The organism is Paenibacillus nitricinens, from assembly GCF_052056485.1.
In the GTDB taxonomy this organism is placed as follows: Bacteria; Bacillota; Bacilli; order Paenibacillales; family Paenibacillaceae; genus Paenibacillus_AQ; species Paenibacillus_AQ nitricinens.
On record NZ_CP183948.1, the window covers coordinates 2,507,735 to 2,528,172 of the forward strand.

At 42.6% G+C, this 20,438-nt stretch carries 15 protein-coding genes; all 15 read left to right on the forward strand.

The window, feature by feature from the left end:
* The first annotated feature begins 92 nt into the window (after window positions 1-92).
* The 15 genes from ACN6KS_RS10850 (at window position 93) to ACN6KS_RS10920 (ending at window position 20,376) form a co-directional block, all read left to right on the forward strand.
* Complete coding sequence (locus ACN6KS_RS10850) at window positions 93-1,907, forward strand: sensor histidine kinase (protein ID WP_094869370.1); 1,815 nt, start codon at window positions 93-95, stop codon at window positions 1,905-1,907.
* Window positions 1,907-3,475 carry a response regulator gene (locus ACN6KS_RS10855; RefSeq protein WP_440961989.1) on the forward strand — a complete coding sequence of 523 codons (1,569 nt, stop codon included), beginning with the start codon at window positions 1,907-1,909 and terminating at the stop codon, window positions 3,473-3,475. Before ACN6KS_RS10850 ends, ACN6KS_RS10855 begins: the two co-directional genes overlap by 1 nt.
* Before the next feature lie 295 nt (window positions 3,476-3,770).
* A complete protein-coding gene (locus ACN6KS_RS10860; RefSeq protein WP_094869451.1) occupies window positions 3,771-4,652 on the forward strand; it encodes an ABC transporter permease in 882 nt (293 codons plus the stop codon).
* Between the two features lie 19 nt (window positions 4,653-4,671).
* Complete coding sequence (locus ACN6KS_RS10865) at window positions 4,672-5,595, forward strand: carbohydrate ABC transporter permease (RefSeq protein ID WP_094869368.1); 924 nt, start codon at window positions 4,672-4,674, stop codon at window positions 5,593-5,595.
* Window positions 5,596-5,681: 86 nt separating this feature from the next.
* On the forward strand, window positions 5,682-7,199 hold the full coding sequence (locus ACN6KS_RS10870; protein ID WP_094869367.1) for an ABC transporter substrate-binding protein: 1,518 nt from the start codon (window positions 5,682-5,684) through the stop codon (window positions 7,197-7,199).
* A gap of 123 nt (window positions 7,200-7,322) precedes the next feature.
* Entirely contained in the window at window positions 7,323-8,642 is a 1,320-nt protein-coding gene (locus ACN6KS_RS10875) for a glycoside hydrolase family 125 protein (protein WP_094875083.1), read from the forward strand.
* Complete coding sequence (locus ACN6KS_RS10880) at window positions 8,639-11,797, forward strand: beta-galactosidase (protein WP_440961990.1); 3,159 nt, start codon at window positions 8,639-8,641, stop codon at window positions 11,795-11,797. The genes ACN6KS_RS10875 and ACN6KS_RS10880 overlap by 4 nt, the downstream gene beginning before the upstream one ends.
* Before the next feature lie 45 nt (window positions 11,798-11,842).
* Window positions 11,843-14,596 carry an alpha-mannosidase gene (locus tag ACN6KS_RS10885; protein ID WP_440961991.1) on the forward strand — a complete coding sequence of 918 codons (2,754 nt, stop codon included), beginning with the start codon at window positions 11,843-11,845 and terminating at the stop codon, window positions 14,594-14,596.
* 151 nt (window positions 14,597-14,747) lie between these two features.
* On the forward strand, window positions 14,748-15,509 hold the full coding sequence (locus ACN6KS_RS10890) for an IclR family transcriptional regulator (protein WP_094869363.1): 762 nt from the start codon (window positions 14,748-14,750) through the stop codon (window positions 15,507-15,509).
* Window positions 15,509-16,282 carry an SDR family NAD(P)-dependent oxidoreductase gene (locus ACN6KS_RS10895; RefSeq protein WP_094875086.1) on the forward strand — a complete coding sequence of 258 codons (774 nt, stop codon included), beginning with the start codon at window positions 15,509-15,511 and terminating at the stop codon, window positions 16,280-16,282. Before ACN6KS_RS10890 ends, ACN6KS_RS10895 begins: the two co-directional genes overlap by 1 nt.
* A gap of 35 nt (window positions 16,283-16,317) precedes the next feature.
* Window positions 16,318-17,229 (forward strand): fumarylacetoacetate hydrolase family protein, encoded by a 912-nt coding sequence (locus ACN6KS_RS10900; RefSeq protein WP_440961992.1) that lies wholly within the window; start codon window positions 16,318-16,320, stop codon window positions 17,227-17,229.
* A gap of 28 nt (window positions 17,230-17,257) precedes the next feature.
* Window positions 17,258-18,118 (forward strand): amidohydrolase family protein, encoded by an 861-nt coding sequence (locus tag ACN6KS_RS10905; RefSeq protein WP_440961993.1) that lies wholly within the window; start codon window positions 17,258-17,260, stop codon window positions 18,116-18,118.
* A gap of 3 nt (window positions 18,119-18,121) precedes the next feature.
* The gene (locus ACN6KS_RS10910) at window positions 18,122-18,892 is read left to right on the forward strand and encodes an SDR family NAD(P)-dependent oxidoreductase (RefSeq protein ID WP_440961994.1); all 771 of its coding nucleotides are present in this window, start codon (window positions 18,122-18,124) and stop codon (window positions 18,890-18,892) included.
* 26 nt (window positions 18,893-18,918) lie between these two features.
* Window positions 18,919-19,242: an L-rhamnose mutarotase gene (locus tag ACN6KS_RS10915; protein WP_341134448.1), complete on the forward strand. Its 324-nt coding sequence runs from the start codon at window positions 18,919-18,921 to the stop codon at window positions 19,240-19,242.
* 36 nt (window positions 19,243-19,278) lie between these two features.
* Complete coding sequence (locus ACN6KS_RS10920) at window positions 19,279-20,376, forward strand: mandelate racemase/muconate lactonizing enzyme family protein (protein WP_094869357.1); 1,098 nt, start codon at window positions 19,279-19,281, stop codon at window positions 20,374-20,376.
* Window positions 20,377-20,438: the final 62 nt, after the last annotated feature.

The window sequence follows — 20,438 nt, forward strand, 5'->3', positions numbered from 1 at the left end:
TCTAAAAATGAATGCGCTCCCATTGCACAAAAAGAAAGGTGGTGTTAAGCTTCTAATCCTAAAGGTCTAGATTTTGAAGGAAGGTGAATTTGTTGAATATAAAGAAATTTTATCAAAATCATTTACGGAAAAAACTGTTTAATAAAATTTTAGCTATATATTCATCCATCATCATTATTACACTCATTGCCTCTTCCATTACCGTTTATAAATACTATGAACAGACGATCACGCGTCAACATGTTGATGCTAATCGAGAGGTATTGGATTACGTGAGTTTATATATGAATCAGCAGTACGAAGGGATCCAATTGGCCATCCAGCAAATTTATAGTGATGCTTCTGTAAGTGAGGATTTGTCCTACTTTTTGCAACATGATTATGGAGATTATCTAAAATATCGTTTAGATCAGTTTGCTGAGATTGGGAGCTTCGTACCCCATACATTCGATACTTACTTCAAAACATATTTGAATCAGAAAAGTGGTATTTCTGACGTTATCTTATACAGCACTGAGAAAGAATTTTATTATTTATATAAAAATAATACACGTCAGCTCTACAAAAGAGATATAGATATTTCAGAGCAAAAATCACCCATACCCAAGAATGGTTGGGTTTCGCATGAGAAAAAATTATTACTTAAGGAAATAAGGGAAGACAATAACAATTTGTATACGATGACTAGGGAGCTTAAAGATCCGATTTCATTGAAAACGATCGGTATGCTCATTATAGATTTTGATGCTGAACTTATTTCAAAATGGCTTGGTACGAAAGGTACAGAGAATAATGGTCAAGTGTTGGTTCTAACACCAAGCGGTGATGTCATATATGATTCCTTAGGAAGGTATATGGGACAGCAGTATCCGCATATCGCTGGTCTTTATTCAGACAACTGGACTGCACTGGATGGATTATCCAAAGTTAACTTAAATACAACGAATAGCTCAGGTCTTATTGTGGCAGGGATCATTCAGAAGTCGCAGGTCAATAAAGAAATGGTGGTAGTACGAAATTGGATTATCGGGATAACGGCAGCACTTATTGTTGCGGCAATGTCCATTACATACGGAATCATTTTACGTTTCTCTAAAAAAGTGAAGATCATTGTCAAATCTATGAAGCGCTTACAGGAAGGCGACTTAAGTACACGCATTCACCTTAACCGAGAGGATGAATTGCAGCTCATTGCCAACAATTTTAACTATATGTGTGAAAGACTAGAGCTGTATATTAATAAAGTTTACATTTCAGAAATTACGCAAAAAAATGCAGAACTCGTTGCTCTTCAATCGCAGATTAATCCGCATTTTTTATATAACACGCTTGAAGCTATAAGGATGCGGGCTATTTCGCAAGGTGCGAAGGATGTAGGTCAGATGATTTACATTTTATCTACGTTATTCCGAACGATGATTAAGAAAAGTATGGTTGTTACCATCGCTGATGAGATTGAATATTGCAATCTATATCTTGAGCTGTTTCAGATTAGGCATAAAGATAAGCTTCAAATCGAGTCGCGAATAAGTCCAGTGGCTATGAATTGTTCTATCGTTAAACTGCTGATTCAGCCGGTCATTGAAAATTATATTGTCCACGGATTCAGGCCCGAACGCTCCGATAACCTAATCCGCATTGAAGTCACTGAATCTGACGGCAGCATTCAAATTGCTATTAGAGATAACGGAAATGGGATTATTCCCAGCAAGCTAACGGAACTTCAAAAAACACTTCAAGTCAGTATGCGAATGGATGCACCACCTTCCTCGCTTGGACTATGTAATGTGAATGAGCGAATTAAGCTTTATTATGGGGTTGAATATGGATTATCGATTGCTAGTGAGATAGGTGTAGGAACATCAGTCATCATGAATATACCAGTGGTAAGGGAGAGTATTAAATAATGCACAACATACTTATTGTGGATGATGAACCTCTTATTCTTGAAGGATTACGTTCAGTGATCGAATGGGAAGATTATGGACTAAGAATCGCTGGGCAAGCGAGTAATGGGGAAGAAGCTTTAGAGTTTTTGCATAGCCATAACGAAGCTATTGACATATTAATTACAGATATTACGATGCCAAAGCTTACGGGACTTGAACTCATTCAACAAATTAAATCTTTTGATTCAAAAATGAGATTTATCATCTTAAGCGGCTATGAACAATTTGAGTATTTAAAAGCTGGAATGAGTCTTGGCATTGAGAATTATATTCTTAAACCCATTAATATAAAAGAATTGGAATCGACCATTGAGCAAATTGTTGAGGTCCTCAATCATGAGGATGTTGAACAATTTCATGCGAAGGAGGATCAGCAAGTTTTACGTAACAATATTTTAAATCGTTGGGTCACTGGAAATATAGATCGACAGGAGCTATTGCATCGTTCAAACGTCTTAAATATTTCTCTGGACTGTTCATGTTTTACGGTGGCTGCGATTCGGCTTATTACGGAACATGAAGAGGACGAGAGTCAACTGCACCCTAATCAACTTATGGAAGAATGTTATCGTATCGCAGTGCAGTCCGTAGCCGAGCGCGGAACAGTTATTGTATTTATAGATATGGAAGGTGATCTTGTTCTTATTGTTGCGGAGTCGGCTGAAGATGAGAACAAAGAAGAAATGTATTGCATGCTGCAACAAGTGCAATGTGAGATTATGCATGAATTAGGAAAGTCTGTCTGGATTACGATAGGAAGTAAGGAATATACTTTTCAAGAAGTACCACAAAGCTATAAAAAAGCGAAAAGTTTATATGTGGATCATCTGATGCTGCCGGGCTACCCGATTATAGATGTGGACCAACTGTCGAAGATGGTGTTACATGAGGAAAAGCTCGAAATTGATTATGAAGCATTTACTAAACTATTATTATCTGGAGAGCGTGAGGCGGCAAATCAATTTATCGCAGAAACATTCCAAAAGCTGTTCGGATGTGGCGTGATTACACGTATTGATAATTACAACGTGGCGATTGAATTAATGTTGATCGCTAAGAATATGGAGAAGAACTGTAATTTCAGTGCGGTGTTTAATCCTTTGCTACGCATCCATACCATTGAGCAGTTGCTTCATCATGTGCAGGAAAGTGTGAATGAAACGCTGGACCAATTATCGCTAGTGAGTGATGAACTCAGTCCGAATATGAGATATATGGTGGATCAAGTGAGCAAACATTATAGAGAAGAACTATCTCTGAAGACGCTCAGTCAGCGAATGAATATGCATCCTACTTACTTGGGACAGCTATTTCAGAAGGAGATGGGGCGAAGCTTCTCTGATTATGTGAATCAATTCCGAATTGAAAAAGCAAGACAATTGCTGCTTCAAACTACGTTATTAACCAATGAAATTGCAGCTGAAGTAGGATATTTAGATCCAGCGTATTTTTATCGCCAGTTCAAAAAATCAGTAGGCATATCTCCAACAGAACTTCGAAAGATGTATAAAAAAGAAAAGGCGTAGGATTTAGGAAATGTTCCCGGGTGTCACGTTCAAGTGGAGGGTTCACGAACGTTGGTCACGAGAATGTTTCCTTTTTTTTGTTCAAATCATAAGTCGATCTTTAATTTTTACATATCATTCTGGAGTTTTTCAACTTTATGAAACCGCTTTTATAGCCCAGAATAAAAGATAGTTAAAGGGGCAAGGAAATAAGATCGAAAGGGTATTACGGGGATTGTTTGGGGATAGAGAAGGGGGATGTAGAATAGTGTCTGCATTTTTCAAAAGCTTAAATAAGGATAAAGTACTGTGGTTTATGGTATTACCAGGGACAATATGGTTCCTAATTTTTTGTTACTTACCAATGTTCGGAACCATTATTGCATTTAAGGATTTCAAGATTCATCGGGACGGTTTCTTTGCAAGCGTTTTAAATAGTAAATGGGTTGGCATTGAAAATTTCAACTTTTTGTTCTCGACGGAAGACGCCTATATTATTACAAGAAACACGATACTGTATAACTTGGCGTTGATCTCTCTCGGTTTAGTTCTTGCGGTGGGCATTGCGATCACCTTGAATGAACTTGTGAACAAACGGACGGCCAAAGTTTATCAAACGGCGATGTTTATGCCTTATTTCCTTTCTTGGGTAATTATTAGTTTCTTTACATTCAGCTTCCTAAGTGTAGATAAAGGGATCTTGAATCAAGTGATTACGTACTTTGGAGGCGATCCTGTTTCCTGGTATGGGGATACACGCTTTTGGCCATATATCCTAATTTTCATGGGGATTTGGAAATCAATTGGTTATTCAAGTGTTGTTTACTTAGCGGCTATTGCGGGTATCGACAAGTCCTATTATGAAGCGGCTATGATTGATGGGGCCAGCAAATGGCAGCAAATTAAGTTTATTACACTTCCCTTGCTTAAACCTTTAATGGTAACGCTAACGATTCTTGCGATTGGTGGTATTTTCAGATCTGACTTCGGTCTATTCTATCAAATTCCTCGGGATTCCGGTGTTCTATATTCCGTAACGAATGTTATCGATACTTATATCTATCGAAGCATGAGTACGACAGGAAACCTAGGGATGAGTACGGCAGCGGGTCTATATCAATCAATCGTCGGATTTATCATGGTAATTGTAACGAATTCTATTGTGAAAAAAATCAGCAAAGAAAACGCGATATTCTAGAAAGGAGTCAATTGACGTTATGGAAGTATTCAAACGTAAGCCGAAAGAAGTCGACAACAACGCCATTACTCCTTTTTGGAATGTGGTACTCAATATTGTGATAGGAATTTTCGCTTTTACCTGTGTGTTTCCGTTCTTGTTTGTCATAGCCATTTCTTTTACAGATGAGAAAGTCCTCGCTTTAAATGGATTTAGCTTAATTCCAGAAAAATTTAGTATGGCGGCATATCAGTTTGTTTTTAACACAGGAGATCAGTTATTTCGTTCCTTTGGAGTCACCTTACTTGTTACTGTACTAGGTACGCTCATTAGCTTATTTCTAATTACAACTTACGCCTATGTTCTTTCTCGAAGATCATTTCGCTATCGTAATTTTTTCAGCTTCTTCGCCTTTTTTACGATGTTATTCTCAGGCGGTATGGTTCCAAACTATATCGTAGCAACGCAGTTTTTACATTTGTACAACACGATCTGGGCTTTGATATTGCCAATAGCGATGAATGCATTCTTTATTCTAGTAATGCGGACCTTCTTCCAGACTTCAGTGCCTGATGCACTTATTGAGGCAGCTAAAATTGACGGTTCAGGGGAGTTTCGGACGTTCCTGCAAATTGTACTTCCGATCTCTTTACCAGGGATTGCAACGATTGGATTGTTCTGTACGCTGGGCTATTGGAATGATTGGTTTAATGCGCTGCTGTATATAGATGATGCGAGTCTTGTACCGCTCCAAGCGATGCTGATGCGAATCCAGAATAATATGGAGTTCGTCATTCAGAACAGTATGCAGATGGGATCAAGCTTTGAGATTGCTGCGACCTTGCCGACAGAAACCGTTCGTATGGCGATGGTTGTACTGGCGACCTTGCCTATAGCACTAGCGTATCCTTTCTTCCAAAAATATTTTGTACAAGGCTTAACCGTAGGCTCTTTAAAAGAGTAACGTTATTATGATGTATTTATTCGAATCGCTAGTACTAGGAAACGATATAAATAAAAAGTTAATTAATCTAAAGGGGGAAAATAGAAATGAAAGCGAAAAAAAGTTTAACGCTGGCTCTTGTAGGAACAATGCTTTTGTCTGGCCTTCTTGCTGGATGTGGTTCGAATAATAATACAAATGCTGCTAAAGAAACAAACAATTCAGCGGCTGCAGGGAATTCAGCAGAGAATACATCGGGATTAAAGCCATATGAGCTGAAGATGTATTTAATTGGTGGACCTCAAAAGGATTTGGATCTTGTACTAAAAGAAGTTAATAAATATACCCAAGAAAAAATTAATGCGACGTTGAACATTACGATGTTCGATTGGGGCGATTACGATAAGAAGATGCAAGTCATCACCGCTTCTGGTGAGCCTTATGACATTGCCTTTACCTCTTCTTGGACAAATGATTTCCGCCGTAACGCAGCTAATGGTACCTTCTTGGGTCTGAACGATTTGCTAGATAAGTATGGAAAGGAAACGAAAGAAGTTTTGGACCCTCGTTTCTTAGAAGGAACTAAGATTAAAGGTGAGATCTACGGTGTTCCTGTAAATAAGGAGCTTGGACAGCAATGGGTATGGCGCTTCAATAAGAAATATGTTGATAAATACAACATGGACATTTCCAATATTCGTACATTGGATGATCTAGAGCCACTTCTTAAAACAATTAAAGAGAATGAGCCTGCGGATATTACACCGCTAGCTGTTCCTAAAGGCTTTAAACCATTCATGCCATTTGACTATGTACTTGGTGATGAGTTACCTATCGGGGTCTATATGGATTCCACAGATGGCAAGGTTGTTAATATTCTGGAGACACCTGAACTTGCAACATCGTTAGATACGATGCGTAGACTTTACACAGCAGGTTACTTACGTCCAGACGTTGCAACCCTTGAAGGTATTGATAACATTAAGACAGGTAAATGGTTTGCCGATCGCGAAATCACACAGCCTTATGCAGAAAAAGGTTGGTCTCGTTCAGCAGGTTATGAAATTGTAACTTCGCCTATGCATGAGCCTTATGTATATACACAATCTGCCGCAGGTTCGATGCACGCTATTTCCGTAACCTCAGGTGATCCTGAACGGGCTATGATGTTCTTGAATCTTTTGAACACAGATAAGTACTTACGCAACTTGCTCAACTATGGTATTGAAGGCACTCATTATAAGAAAATCTCCGAAAATGTCATTGAAGATCTGCCAGCTATGCAAGATAGCTATGCAATGCCAGGCTTCACGCTTGGAAATATGTTACTGACTTATCTGCATGCAGATGACCCTGCTGATAAATGGGATGCTTTCAAGAAGTTTAATGATTCTTCAAAAGAAGCCCCTACCTTCGGTTTTGCATTTGACCCTACACCTGTAAAAACAGAAGTAGCAGCCATCAACAACGTAACTAAAGAATTTATGCCAGCGCTATACACAGGTTCTGTTGATCCTAAAACATATCTGCCAAAAGCAACCAAGAAATTTAAAGAAGCTGGACTGGAAAAAGTCATTGCTGAAGTTCAAAAGCAACTTGATGAGTGGAACCAGACAAAGAAATAAGCTTTGAACGTAACAAAACGCCTACGATTAATCTAAAGGTAACACAAATAGGATTAGTGGAGACGGGCAGCTATGCTGCCCGTCTCTCTATCTATACTCATTTTTATCAAGAGGAGTGGGAATATGGAACAATTTAGACTGCCAACGATCTCAATGCCGAAGCTTCCGCTTCCACAAGCGATTCAAGAGGTATTGAACGAAGCAGAGGAGAAATTAGCTCATCGGCCTAAACTACTGCAGCTCTTCAAGAACTGCTTCCCGAATACACTTGAGACAACGACTAAGCTCATGGATGATGGAACAACATTCATCATTACTGGTGATATCCCTGCTTCCTGGTTGCGGGATTCTGTAGAGCAGGTTATGCACTATGTGCCATTTGCGAAGAATGACCCGGATCTTCAACGTATCATTAGCGGTCTAATTAAACGACATATTCAGTATATACATATTGATCCGTACGCCAATGCGTTTAACGAAACAGCAAATGACTGGCATTGGAGCACTAGCGATATTACGGAAATGTCCCCTTGGGTGTGGGAACGTAAATTCGAGATCGATTCTCTCTGTTTTTCTATGCGTCTGGCTTATGCCTATTGGAAAGAAACGGGGAAGACTGATATATTCGACGCCGGATTTAAGGCAGCAATGGTCAAAATATTCAACTTATTTAAAACTGAACAGCGCCATAACGAATTATCTCCATACCGTTTTACGCGTAATAACGGAATTCCTGAAGATACGCTGCGCAACAACGGCCTTGGTATGCCTGTAAATTACACGGGTATGGTCTGGTCAGGGTTCCGATCAAGCGATGATGCTTGCGACTTCCATTACAATATCCCGGGGAATATGTTCGCCGTTGTTGCCTTACGTCATATGCAGGAATTCGCAGAATGGGTATTCCGTGATCTTGAATTTCTAAAAGAGCTTAAAGCATTAGAAGCGGACATTGATCATGGCATCAAGCTGTATGGGATTTACCGTCATCCTAAGTTTGGTCCAATCTACGCCTACGAGACCGATGGGTATGGCAACTACTGCTTGATGGATGATGCGGGAACACCGGGACTCATGTCGATTCCTTATCTCGGCTATGTTACGGCAGAGGATGAGATTTATCAGAATACACGCCGATTTGCGCTGAGCAAGGAGAATCCTTTTTACTTTGAAGGAACCGCAGCGAAAGGGATTGGCAGTCCACATACTCCGAAAGATTATATCTGGCATATGGCATTGTCTATGCAAGGTTTGACGGCTTCTACGAAGGAAGAGAAGCTGGACATGCTTGCGATGCTAGAGTCAACAGATGCGGGGACTGGTTTTATGCATGAAGGATTTCATGTCGATGACCCGAATATATTCACTAGGAAATGGTTCGCTTGGTCCAATAGTCTGTTCTCCCAACTCGTCTATAAAGCGATGAAGGAAGGACTACTATGAGCAGCCCTAACAGACCTGTAATTATATTCTATGATTCTGATTTTCCGATTTCGAATTCGATTCCTAGCGATGCGATTAAATCCATGCGTGAGTTCGGTACGATTGTGAATGGAGATCAGCTTGCAGCAGCGCTTAGGGAAACCGAAGGCGGCTGTTTCATTAATCTGCATGCACCCTATTTCCCAAAAGCGGCATGGATAGACATTCTTGGATATTTGCAGAGAGGTGGCGGGCTGATCAGCATTGGAGGTGCCCCCTTCAAACAACCCGTTCGCTGGAAAAATGAACAATGGCATGTGGAAGCGGAGCAGACTTCATATCATCAAGAGCTGTATATTCATGAGGCATTACGTGTTGATTGTTCTCGTAATCAATCCTTGCTAGCATCAGATGTCATTCCTTTGCTTAAGGGTCAAGAAGCTCTCTTTTCAGCGAGTGAAGAGACATGGAACCTTGTGCCACATACGACGAAGACGAGTGATTTGCCCCATCAAATGGGGTCGGCAGGTCCGATGAGCACACGCATTTACCCGCTTTTGAAGGGAATTACGCATGAGGGCCGGGAAACTGCCGCTCCAGTAGTTCTTTGGGAGAATACGATTGGTTTATTTGCAGGCTCACGCTGGTTGTTCGTAAATACGGCTGCAACGTCTTCTTTATGGAAGGAAAAAGGGCTGTCCGCGATGTCTGAGTGGGTTCGTTTCTGCAGTAAGGGTGTAACGGAAATGTGGGTTAAGCCAAATTACGCATCATATGAGCCAGGAGAACGCGCTTCTCTGACACTTCAGATTCAGCAGCTTGAGCGGGTAAAACCTTCTTTGCGAAATGAAGACAAATGGAAGTTAACAATGTATGTTGAGCATGAATCCGATCCCTCCTTGCGTTGGTCCCACAGTTTGGAGATGAAGGCTAATGCTGAGCTTAACATCGTTCGGGTGCCTATTCCTCTGGAAATTAGGAGCGGTCTGTTCCAAGTGATCTGCGAAGCGGAAGCCAGTGATGGTGAGGTCCGTATTCTTCGTCAAGGGTTCTGGGGGCATGCCCCTGAACTTCTTGCAGCAGGTCAACCGGTAACGAGTGGAAGAGATTATTTCATAAAAGATGGGCGTCCGCTACCTGTTGTGGGGATGACATATATGACGAGTGATGTGGCACGGAAATTTCTATTTCTGCCGAACGTCGGGGTATGGGATCGCGATATGGATCAAATGCGGAAGGCAGGGATTAACTGGATCCGAACAGGAATCTGGACGGCTTATCGCAATGTGATGCAAGACGATGGTCATGTTTCAGAAGAGGTACTGCGAGCGATTGATGCCTTTATCATGACGGCGAAGAAGCATGATCTTCAGGTGACTTTCACGTTCTTCTCCTTCACACCGGAAACGTGGGGTGGTGTAAATCCTTACTTGGACCCCCAAAGTGTTGAGGCTCAGAAGCGGTTCATTCGTTCTATTGTATCTCGTCATAAAGCGTCTTCGAATGTAGATTGGGATCTTATTAATGAACCGTCGATGTTTGATCCGGCACGGATTTTCTCGGAGGGTCCGAGTTCATGTCATGATCGCTTCGAGCAACAAGCTTTTATAGAATGGCTTCGGCATAGACATGGGGAAATCGAAGTGCTACAGGAACGTTGGAATATGACACCCGCACTGCTTCCAGACTTTGCATCGGCAGGGCTGCCAGAAGCGAAAGAGATGAACTTCGATGTACAGGATATGCACAGCGCTAAAAGAGGGACACGTTGGCTTGATTATTGCTTGTTCTCTATGGATATGCATAACCGGTGGGTGAAGCAGTTATATGACACCATTAAGGAGCAATGTCCAGATCAGATGGTTACGGTTGGGCAGGATGAAGGGCTAGGGGCACAGCGACCTTCGCCGTTCTTCTACGAGGAGGCGGTGGATTACACCACTGTACATTCCTGGTGGTTTAATGATTATCTGGTGTGGGATGGCATCTTTGCCAAGACGCCTAATAAGCCAAACCTGATTCAAGAAACCGGCGTCATGTATGTAGAAACTCCTGATGGACGAGCCAAACGTTCGGAGCTAGAGCTGCGAAATCTGCTCGAACGCAAATATGCCTATGCGTTTGGAACTGCTGGTGCGGGGGCCATACACTGGATTTGGAATACGAACTTCTATATGGATAATGCGAATGAGTCCCATATCGGAGCATTGAGAGCAGATGGAACCGAAAAGCCAGAGGCGGATGTCTCATATGACTTCGGGAATTTTATAACAAGCATTCGTGACGTATTTGGAGATCGGAAACTGGAAGAGATTGCGGTTGTATTTCCGTATTCGAATGATTTCTCTAACCGGAAGCTGGCTTTCGCTGCTACAACAGAGCTTACCCGTATTCTTTCATATGATCTGAAGATGCCTTTCAGAGGGGTTTCTGAATACCACTTGGATGATTTGGAGAAGCACCCTGTGAAGCTTATTATGCTGCCAAGCGCGCATAACTTCGATGATGCAGCGATGGAAAGGCTGTTACGCATCGTTGAAGCAACAGGTGCGGTATTACTTGCTACAGGCCCGCTCGACATTGATGCTTACTGGCGTTCTTCAGAGCGTTTTAGTGATATTCTCGGCAAGCGTGAATTGCGTAATGTGCGCCGTGAAGAAGTGCTTAGCCTTCAAGGTCAAGAACTACCCGTCTCCTTCGGTCACCGGCGGATTGCTGAGGTATCGAAGGAAACGATGATTCACGAATCCGGCGGAAGTGGAAGTTCTGCCATAGATACTGTCGTGAATATTCCACTCGGCAAAGGCCGGCTCCTATGGAGTCCACTGCCCGTTGAATTGAGCGACCGAAGTGACACTACATCTGCACTGTATCGCTACGCGTTGAATGCTGCTCATGTGGAGTGTGACTTGGAGTGGATTAGCGGAGGGGACTTAGCAGGCATCTATGGACGGAAATTGAGCTTTGCTACGGGGGCTCTCTTCACCTTCGTATCGGAATATGCTCAGGATGCGAAGATCGAGGTGAAGGATTCAGCCACTGGCCGAACCTACGCGTTCTTGTTGGAACAGGAACGTTCAGTCCTGTTTGCTACGGACTATAAAGGTGATCTTCTTGGCGTGTATCGCCAGCAGGAAGTCGAAATCCATATAACTTATCCACATCTACTACATTAAGCATCTTAGTAGAGAAAACGTATTGCATATAAGGAGGTCTTCACTTTGGAAAGCTCAGATAAATCTATTAAACCTCAGACTGCTCATATCATTTCTCATACCCACTGGGACCGGGAATGGTATCTTCCATATGAGAAGCATCATGTGCGCCTTATTAAACTGGTCGATGAATTGCTTGATCGATTGGACGCGGATGGTGAATTTAAGAGTTTCTTTCTGGATGGACAGACAATTATTCTGGAGGATTATCTTCAAGTTCGTCCCGAAAATCAAGAGCGTCTACAAAAATATATTACGGAAGGTCGTCTTCTGATCGGACCTTGGTATATTCTGCAGGATGCTTTCCTTACCAGCGGAGAGGCAAACGTACGTAATATGCAGATTGGTCATCAGGATTCGAAGCGTTACGGAGAACCTTCCAAGATCGGTTATTTTCCGGACACCTTTGGACTAGTTGGCCAGACTCCACAATTAATGAAGCAATCGGGCATTAATAATGCCTTTTTTGGAAGAGGTGTAAAGCCGACTGGATTCAACAATACAGTATCGGACGGTGGATATGAATCTTCGTTCTCCGAGCTGGTATGGGAAGGTCCGGATGGATCGAAAGTGCTTGGCATTTTATTTGCAAATTGGTATTCGAACGGAAACGAAGTGCCAGTGAATGAAGCAGAGGCACAAGAGTTCTGGGAGAAGAAGTTAGCAGATGCGCGGAAATTTGCCTCTACAGGCGAGCTACTATTCATGAACGGCTGCGATCATCAGCCGGCTCAGCTGGATTTGCCGGAGGCGATCGAAACTGCGAAGCGGCTATATCCAGATATGGAGTTTGTCCATTCTAACTTCCCTGATTACCTTAAGGCTGTAAAGGATGTAATGGATCACAACAAATTATCGACCGTAAAAGGCGAACTGCGAAGCCAGCACACTGACGGATGGGGGACGCTAGTGAATACCGCATCTGCTCGTGTTTATTTGAAACAGATGAATCAGGAAGGTCAGGTCTTGCTTGAAAAAGTGGCTGAGCCACTTGCTTCGTTCGCACAATTACTGGGCAAAGATTATCCCCATCATCTGTTCACCTATGCCTGGAAGACGCTGATGCAGAATCACCCGCATGACAGCATTTGCGGCTGCAGCGTGGATGAGGTGCATCGAGAAATGGTCACCCGTTTTGATAAAAGCCGCGATGTAGCAGAGACCATTGTTGATGATAGTAAGCGTGTGATCGCAGATGCGGTTGATACGTCTGGTTTTACAGCATATGGTGAAGAAGTGCTTCCACTCGTAGTTATGAATACGACCGGATGGAGTCGCACGGGTACAGTGAGCATAGAAATTGATGCGGCACGTCTATATTTGCGAGAGGGTTTCTCTTTAGAAGAAACAGCCAGCCGTATGAAAGATATTGTTTTAAACGGCCGTGAATTAGTAGACGATCAAGGGAATACCATTACATGCCAGATGGAGGATTTGGGTCTTCAGTTTGGTTATGATTTGCCTGACGATAAATTCCGCCAGCCCTATATGTGCCGCCGAGTAAGACTTACCTTTGAAGCTGTGCAAGTTCCGGCGCTGGGTCTTCGTGCATATGCGTGGGTTCGCCGGTCTAACGCAGGGTTGCCTATAGCTCCTGAATCTTTGCTTCAAGGGGATCGGGTGTTGGAGAATGAGGCCATCAAAGTAGTGATCCATGATAATGGTTCATTTACGCTGAGTGACAAAGCCAGTGGCATGACCTACCGGGATCTTGGTGTGTATGAGAACACAGGTGATATCGGGAATGAATACATGTATAAACAGCCAGAGGGTGAACAAGCTTTAACGACTAAGGGACTACAGGCGAACATTTGTGTTCTGGAAAACACACCTTATCGAGCATCTGTGGAAATTAAGCATGACTGGGAGATTCCAGTCTCAGCAGATGATAAGCTGGACGAGGAACAGCGTGCTCTTGTGTACTACCCAGAGCGGAAAGCACAGCGCAGTAATGACACAGTCATTCTTAAACTTCGTACCGTAATTAGCTTGGAGCGGGGCGGGAAGGGGCTGCATATCGAAACGAAGATAGACAATAAAGCCAAAGATCACCGGATTCGGGCGCTATTTCCGACAGATTTATGCACCGCCACACATCATGTGGATTCGATGTTTGAGGTTGCGGAGCGGAATATTGAGCCAGCTGCAGAATGGATAAATCCGAGTAATACGCAGCATCAGCAAGCCTTTGTTGATATCAGTAATGACACAGCCGGTCTAACCGTCGCTAACTTTGGATTAAATGAATATGAAGTGCTAAGAGACGGTCGTAACACCATTGCGATTACACTACTCCGTAGCGTGGGTGAACTGGGAGACTGGGGGTTGTTCCCGACTCCAGAAGCGCAGTGTCTCGGAGAGCACGTTGTACGTATGGAGCTCATCCCACACACAGGAGATGGTATAGCCTCAGGTGCTTTTGCTGAAGCCTATCAATTCCAGATTCCTTGGATCGTATGTCAGACTGATGTACATGAAGGAGCAATTGCTCCGGTGTATACTCCATTCGAATGGGAGAGTCATGAGCTCGCATTTTCCTCTCTAAAAATGAACGAGCAGACTGGAGACCTACTGCTTCGCTGGTACAACATGAGTCAGCAGAGTACCGACCTGACCATCCGTTCAACGATACCGCAGCAGTATTTCTATAAGACGTCGATCCTGGAAGAGGAGAGCCACCCACTCTCTAGTGAAGAGAAAGGCAGTTCGCTCTTACAGATCGGTCCATGTGAAATTATAACGATTGGTATTCGGAGATAATATGAATATAAAGACGATAGTTAACCTAGGCATCAGCTTGGGAGCTATCGTCTTTTTTTAAAAAAAAAAGATTGCCAAATATAACTAATAAAATTAAAATTAGTTTGTATAGAAAACTTGGTTTTGTATAATGTTCGAAGGAGGTGCTCACATGGAGAAAAAATATTGGGTGCCTGCTTTGGAGAAAGCAGACGGGATTCTACGCCTTGTATCCGAGGAACCCTATAAGCATCGATTAATTGATTTATCCAATCAGCTTGGTATCCATAAGAGTTCTATGTATTCTATTTTGCAGACTATGGAAGTACTTGATTGGGTGAATAGAGATACTAACGATACTTATGCCATTGGCTCCGCTACGGGAAGGTGGGGAGATTCCTACTTGCAAGGTCAGGACTTAATCTCATCATTTCACCGAGAAGCTGCCGCCACAAGAGAACGCCTGCAAGAGACGGTTCAGTTGGCCAGACTTGAAGGTAATGAAGTGTTGTATCTGGCTAAGGAGGAAGCGCCGACTATGGTCAGGCTAGCATCCGGCCCCGGTATGAAGTTCCCGGCTCATGTGACTGCACTTGGGAAATTGCTTCTGTCGTTCATTGATGATAAAGATCTGGATTCATTATACCCGATTCAAGAATTAACGAGCGCTACAGAGTATTCCTTGAAAACTAAGGCGGATCTGGTTAAGCAACTACGAATCATCCGCGATAAGGGGATTGCTTTCGATGAGCAGGAAGTTATCGTTGGGTTCAGCTGTGTTTCAGCCCCGATCCTATCTAAATCAGGTGAGGCTATCGCAGCAGTGAGCTGTACCATGCAGCAGCATATCTGGGAGAAAAAGAAGGATGTTGCGGAGGCTGAAATTCGTCATTTGGCGAATCGGTTATCGCTATACCAAGGAGGCAATCATTAATGAGATTAGCCAATAAAGTCATCTTAATTACGGGATCGGGTTCAGGGATCGGAAGAAGCACGGCATTGCTGTTTGCTCGTGAAGGCGCAACTGTAATTGTGAACGATTTAGATGAAGCAAAAGGTATAGAGACTTTGAAGAATATTCATGCAGATGGAGGAAAAGGTCATTTCATCCATGCGGATGTGACCCATGCTGAATCTGTAGAGCAGATGGTTGATCAAATCATTGAACACTACGGTCATATAGATGTGCTTTTTAACAACGCAGGAATTAGCGGAGTAGGCGCTTTACATGAAGTTGAACCGGATGCATGGGAACGGGTAATTCAGGTCAATATTCGGGGTGTATATTTGCCATCCAAATATGTGCTACCTCATATGATGAAACGAAAATCCGGCAACATCATTAATATGTCCTCTTGCGTCGCAGAAATCGGGCTCGCCAGAAGAGCTTCTTATTCAGCTACCAAAGGAGCGGTATTGGCCCTGACGAAATCCATGCAAGTAGATTACGCAGCATACAATATTCGTGTAAATGCCCTTTTACCAGGCACAATCTTAACACCGTTCGTTGAGAATTACTTAAAAACCTCTTACGATAATCCGGAAATTGCGATTGCGTCAATTAAGAAACGTCAGCTTAGTGAAGAGCTTGGCTTACCTGAGGATGTTGCCCAAGCCGCCTTATTTCTTGCTTCGGATGAATCAAAATTTATGATGGGTTCTCCTCTCTATATTGATGGAGGCGCAACTTTTGGGAAAAATGCCTGAACAGCATGAAACGATAAAAGGAAGGGGAATTAATAATGAAGTTATTAACATTCCTTAACAATGGCGATTACCAATTAGGGGTCGTAACAGAAAAGGGAATACTGGATGTTGCAAGCGCTTTAATAGATTTGCCTACACAGCTTGGGTATTCCGTACCTATGACCGTTCACGAAGTCATTGACGGTGGTGAGGCAGCGGTTTCGAGGCTGGATCAATTCACAACTCAAGCACTGGATATAGCTGGAGAAGACTGTTCATACCTATTAGATGAAGCGAAGTTGACACTCGGTCCATGCGTGACTCATCCAAATAAAATTATCTGTGTCGGTCTTAACTATCGCAAGCATGCGGTTGAAACGAACGCAGCGATCCCTGAGTTCCCGATATTGTTCAATAAATTTAATAACACGTTGGCGGGACATGGCGGCGATATTCCGCTTCCAAGAGTGACAAAAAAAGTTGATTACGAAGCAGAGCTTGTTATCGTTATCGGTAAATCAGCTAAGTACGTTACGAAAGAGGACGCGCTTAACCACGTATTTGGTTATTGCAACGTAAATGATTTGTCCGCACGTGACTTGCAGCTAAGGACTCCGCAATGGCTGTTAGGCAAGTCATGTGATAAATTCTCTCCTCTTGGACCTTATCTAGTTACAACGGATGAAATAGAAAACCCGAATGATTTAGAGATTAAATGTACAGTCAACGGAGAAATCCGCCAGCATTCGAATACGTCAGATATGATTTTCCAATGCGATGAGATTGTAAGTTATATTTCGCAACATATGACGCTTGTGCCTGGAGACATCATTTTGACTGGAACACCAGAAGGCGTCGTCCTCGGTTATCCGGTAGATCAGCAGATTTACCTGAGGGCTGGTGATATCGTCACGATTGAGATTGAGAAGCTCGGCAAGCTGACGAATCGGCTCGTTAAGGAAGACTGAGAATGTACTCATTTTGTGAGGTGAAAGCATGAGAGTTGATGCACATCAGCATTATTGGCGATTAAGTCGAGGCGATTACGGATGGCCTACACCAGAATTTCCATTACTATATAAAGATTTTATGCCTGATGACCTGACAGAATCATTACTACGACATGGAATCACGAAAACTATTGTTGTTCAAGCAGCAGCTACTGTTGAAGAAACTGAATTTTTACTAAGTTTATGCGAGATCCATGATTCAATAGCTGGTGTTGTGGGGTGGCTAGATTTAGAGCAGGACAATTTTACGGAAACCTTTGAACTTTTGCGTAAAAATCCTTATTTTATTGGCCTCCGATTAATGCTTCAAAGTATTGATGCTGATGAATACTTGCAACGTCCTCAAGTTATTCATCATTTAAAATGGTTAGAGACCATGGGATTCCCTGTTGATTTATTGATCCATGCTGCACAATTCCCAGCCGTATTGAAATTGCTCAAGCTTGTGCCAAATCTACATGCGGTCATTGACCATATAGGTAAGCCACAAATTTCCCAGCAAGAATTCTCACCTTGGCAAGAGTGGGTTACGGAGGTCGCGCAATATCCCCGGACGTATTGCAAACTTTCAGGCATGGTTACCGAAGCAAATATGTCCTACTGGGTAGAAGCTGACTTTAACTTTTATATCAGACATGTCATATATGCATTTGGATTAAACCGAGTCATATTCGGCAGTGACTGGCCAGTGTGCCTGCTTGCAGCAAGCTATGATCAAACAGTAAGCATTTTGTTAAACAATTTACCTGAAGCGCTTACAGAGCGAGAATTAGACGATGTTTTTGGCAATAATGCGATCCGCTTTTATCAATTGGAGACATCACATTTTATTGAAACTGGAGTGTAGCCTATGCAATTACAAGGGAAAGTCGTTATTGTTACAGGCGGTGGCTCTGGGATTGGCGAAGCGACTGCCAAATTATTTGTTAGTGAGGGTGCTAAAGTGATCATTGCGGACTGGAATGAGGCTGAAGCTAAACGAGTAGTCGAGGAAATTCATTCAGTTCATTGTGGGGATTCTGTTGCTTACGCTGTGAAAACAGATGTTTCATCGGAGCTAGAGGTTAAACAATTGGTAGAATGGGTCTTAAATAAGATTGGTAAGATTGACATTCTATTCAATAACGCAGCTGTTGTATTGCCTAAGTCCTTGGAGGATATTTCTGAATCAGAATGGACTCGTACCTTAGATATCAATTTGAAGAGTGTCTATTTGATGATTAAATTCTGTATACCTTCGATTAGAGAAAACCGTGGCTGCATCGTGAATATGGCATCATTAAGCGGATTGGTAGGCCAAAAGCAAAATCCGGTATACTCTGCTTCAAAAGGCGCAATTATTGCAATGACTAAAGCATTAGCGTTGGATTATGCGAACGATGGAGTTCGTGTCAATTGCATATGTCCAGCAGGTGTAATGACGCCTTTATTAGAAGAGTGGATCGGTCAACAGCTCTATCCGGCAACTACAGTACAAGATTTGATCGATATGCATCCATTGGGAAGATGTGCCTCAACGGAAGAGATAGCAAGAGCCGCGTTGTATTTAGCTAGTGATTTATCCGGATTTGTTACGGGTGTAGCACTCCCTGTTGATGGTGGAGCAGCCTTAGGCTATTAATGGGTTAGTAGAAAGGGAGGGACGTAATGACTCGCTATGGAAGTGTTATTCATGTCAAGGATGAGAAGCTGGAAGAATACAAAGCATTACACGCATCTGTATGGTCAGAAGTGTTGTCTAGATTAAGGAAGTGTAACATTAAGAACTATTCCATTTTTTATAGAGACGGCTATTTATTCAGTTATTATGAATATACAGGGGATGACTACACGGCTGATATGGCCATCATGACTGCAGATCCTCGTACACAAGAATGGTGGAGCTTAACAGATCCTTGTCAGTATCCAGTGAAGTCTGCATTAGAAGGTGAATGGTGGGCGAGTATGGATGAGGTTTTCCATTTGGATTGAGTAATTATTTCATTTAAAGCTAGGGAGATGAAAAAAATGAAAATTACAAAAGTAGAAAGCTTCGTCTTACACGTTCCGATTACGCCACCAATTACGGATGCAATTAATGTTGCTACGCATTGGGGACTTGCAGGCGTTCGGATTTTTACAGATGAGGGTTTTGTGGGGTATGGGTATACAGGAACTTGTGCACATGGTGATGATATGATCGTTGATACGATTGACCGTTATTACGCTCCTTTATTAATTGGCAAAGATCCGTTTATGGTTAAAGAAATTTGGGATGAGCTGCGTTTTGGAAAAATGCATTGGATTGGTAGAGCGGGAGTTACTCATATGGCATTGGCTGCAGTAGATATTGCACTTTGGGATATTATGGCGAAAGCTTCCAATAAACCGTTGTGGCAATATCTTGGCGGACATAAATCCAAACAAATAAAAGCTTATAATACAAACGGCGGCTGGTTGAACTGGTCTAAAGAACGTTTAATTAAGGACGTTACTGAAATAGTAGAGCAGGGCTTCACTGGAGTCAAAATTAAAGTGGGTAAAGCAGATTCACATGAGGATTATGATCGTTGCAAAGCGGTTCGTAAGGCGATAGGAGATCAAACCATCTTCATGATCGATGTGAACCAACAGTGGAATATCAATACAGCGATGACATGGGGGAAGAAGTTAGAGGAATTTGATTTGTTCTGGTTAGAAGAACCCTTAAATCCAGATGACATCATGGGACATAAGAAGCTGGCCGATGCATTAAATGTACCTATTGCGTTAGGTGAACATGTCTATACGAAATATGCATTCCGGGATTATATCCATCATGGGGCACTCGAATATTGCCAAGTAGATGTAACGCGTGTTGGTGGGATTACGGAATGGCAACAGATTGCAGGTTTAGCCGCTTCATACGATATTCCGATTTGTCCGCATGTTGGTGATATGGGGCAAATTCATCAGCATTTGGTTGCAGCAACACCGGGTGCGATCATGCTGGAATACATTCCTTGGATCCGTCATATTTTTGTGGAGCCGGCCACTGTAGTCAACGGGCACTATATACTTCCTCAAATGCCGGGTGCATCAACAGAGATTATACCAGCGCTGTTTGATCTGTATCGAGTGAGATAATGAAGAAGATGATGCTTTAAGCCTACACTCATAAGTGGAACATGAACAAGAAACCCCGCTTT

What these genes read in the sequence shown, in the direction of transcription:
- ACN6KS_RS10870 (WP_094869367.1), top strand. Translation starts at nt 5,682, where the DNA reads ATGAAAGCGAAAAAAAGTTTAACGCTGGCTCTTGTAGGAACAATGCTT.
- ACN6KS_RS10915 (WP_341134448.1), top strand. Translation starts at nt 18,919, where the DNA reads ATGACTCGCTATGGAAGTGTTATTCATGTCAAGGATGAGAAGCTGGAA.
- ACN6KS_RS10855 (WP_440961989.1), top strand. Translation starts at nt 1,907, where the DNA reads ATGCACAACATACTTATTGTGGATGATGAACCTCTTATTCTTGAAGGA.
- ACN6KS_RS10910 (WP_440961994.1), top strand. Translation starts at nt 18,122, where the DNA reads ATGCAATTACAAGGGAAAGTCGTTATTGTTACAGGCGGTGGCTCTGGG.
- ACN6KS_RS10895 (WP_094875086.1), top strand. Translation starts at nt 15,509, where the DNA reads ATGAGATTAGCCAATAAAGTCATCTTAATTACGGGATCGGGTTCAGGG.
- ACN6KS_RS10875 (WP_094875083.1), top strand. Translation starts at nt 7,323, where the DNA reads ATGGAACAATTTAGACTGCCAACGATCTCAATGCCGAAGCTTCCGCTT.
- ACN6KS_RS10890 (WP_094869363.1), top strand. Translation starts at nt 14,748, where the DNA reads ATGGAGAAAAAATATTGGGTGCCTGCTTTGGAGAAAGCAGACGGGATT.
- ACN6KS_RS10920 (WP_094869357.1), top strand. Translation starts at nt 19,279, where the DNA reads ATGAAAATTACAAAAGTAGAAAGCTTCGTCTTACACGTTCCGATTACG.
- ACN6KS_RS10865 (WP_094869368.1), top strand. Translation starts at nt 4,672, where the DNA reads ATGGAAGTATTCAAACGTAAGCCGAAAGAAGTCGACAACAACGCCATT.
- ACN6KS_RS10900 (WP_440961992.1), top strand. Translation starts at nt 16,318, where the DNA reads ATGAAGTTATTAACATTCCTTAACAATGGCGATTACCAATTAGGGGTC.
- ACN6KS_RS10880 (WP_440961990.1), top strand. Translation starts at nt 8,639, where the DNA reads ATGAGCAGCCCTAACAGACCTGTAATTATATTCTATGATTCTGATTTT.
- ACN6KS_RS10860 (WP_094869451.1), top strand. Translation starts at nt 3,771, where the DNA reads ATGGTATTACCAGGGACAATATGGTTCCTAATTTTTTGTTACTTACCA.
- ACN6KS_RS10905 (WP_440961993.1), top strand. Translation starts at nt 17,258, where the DNA reads ATGAGAGTTGATGCACATCAGCATTATTGGCGATTAAGTCGAGGCGAT.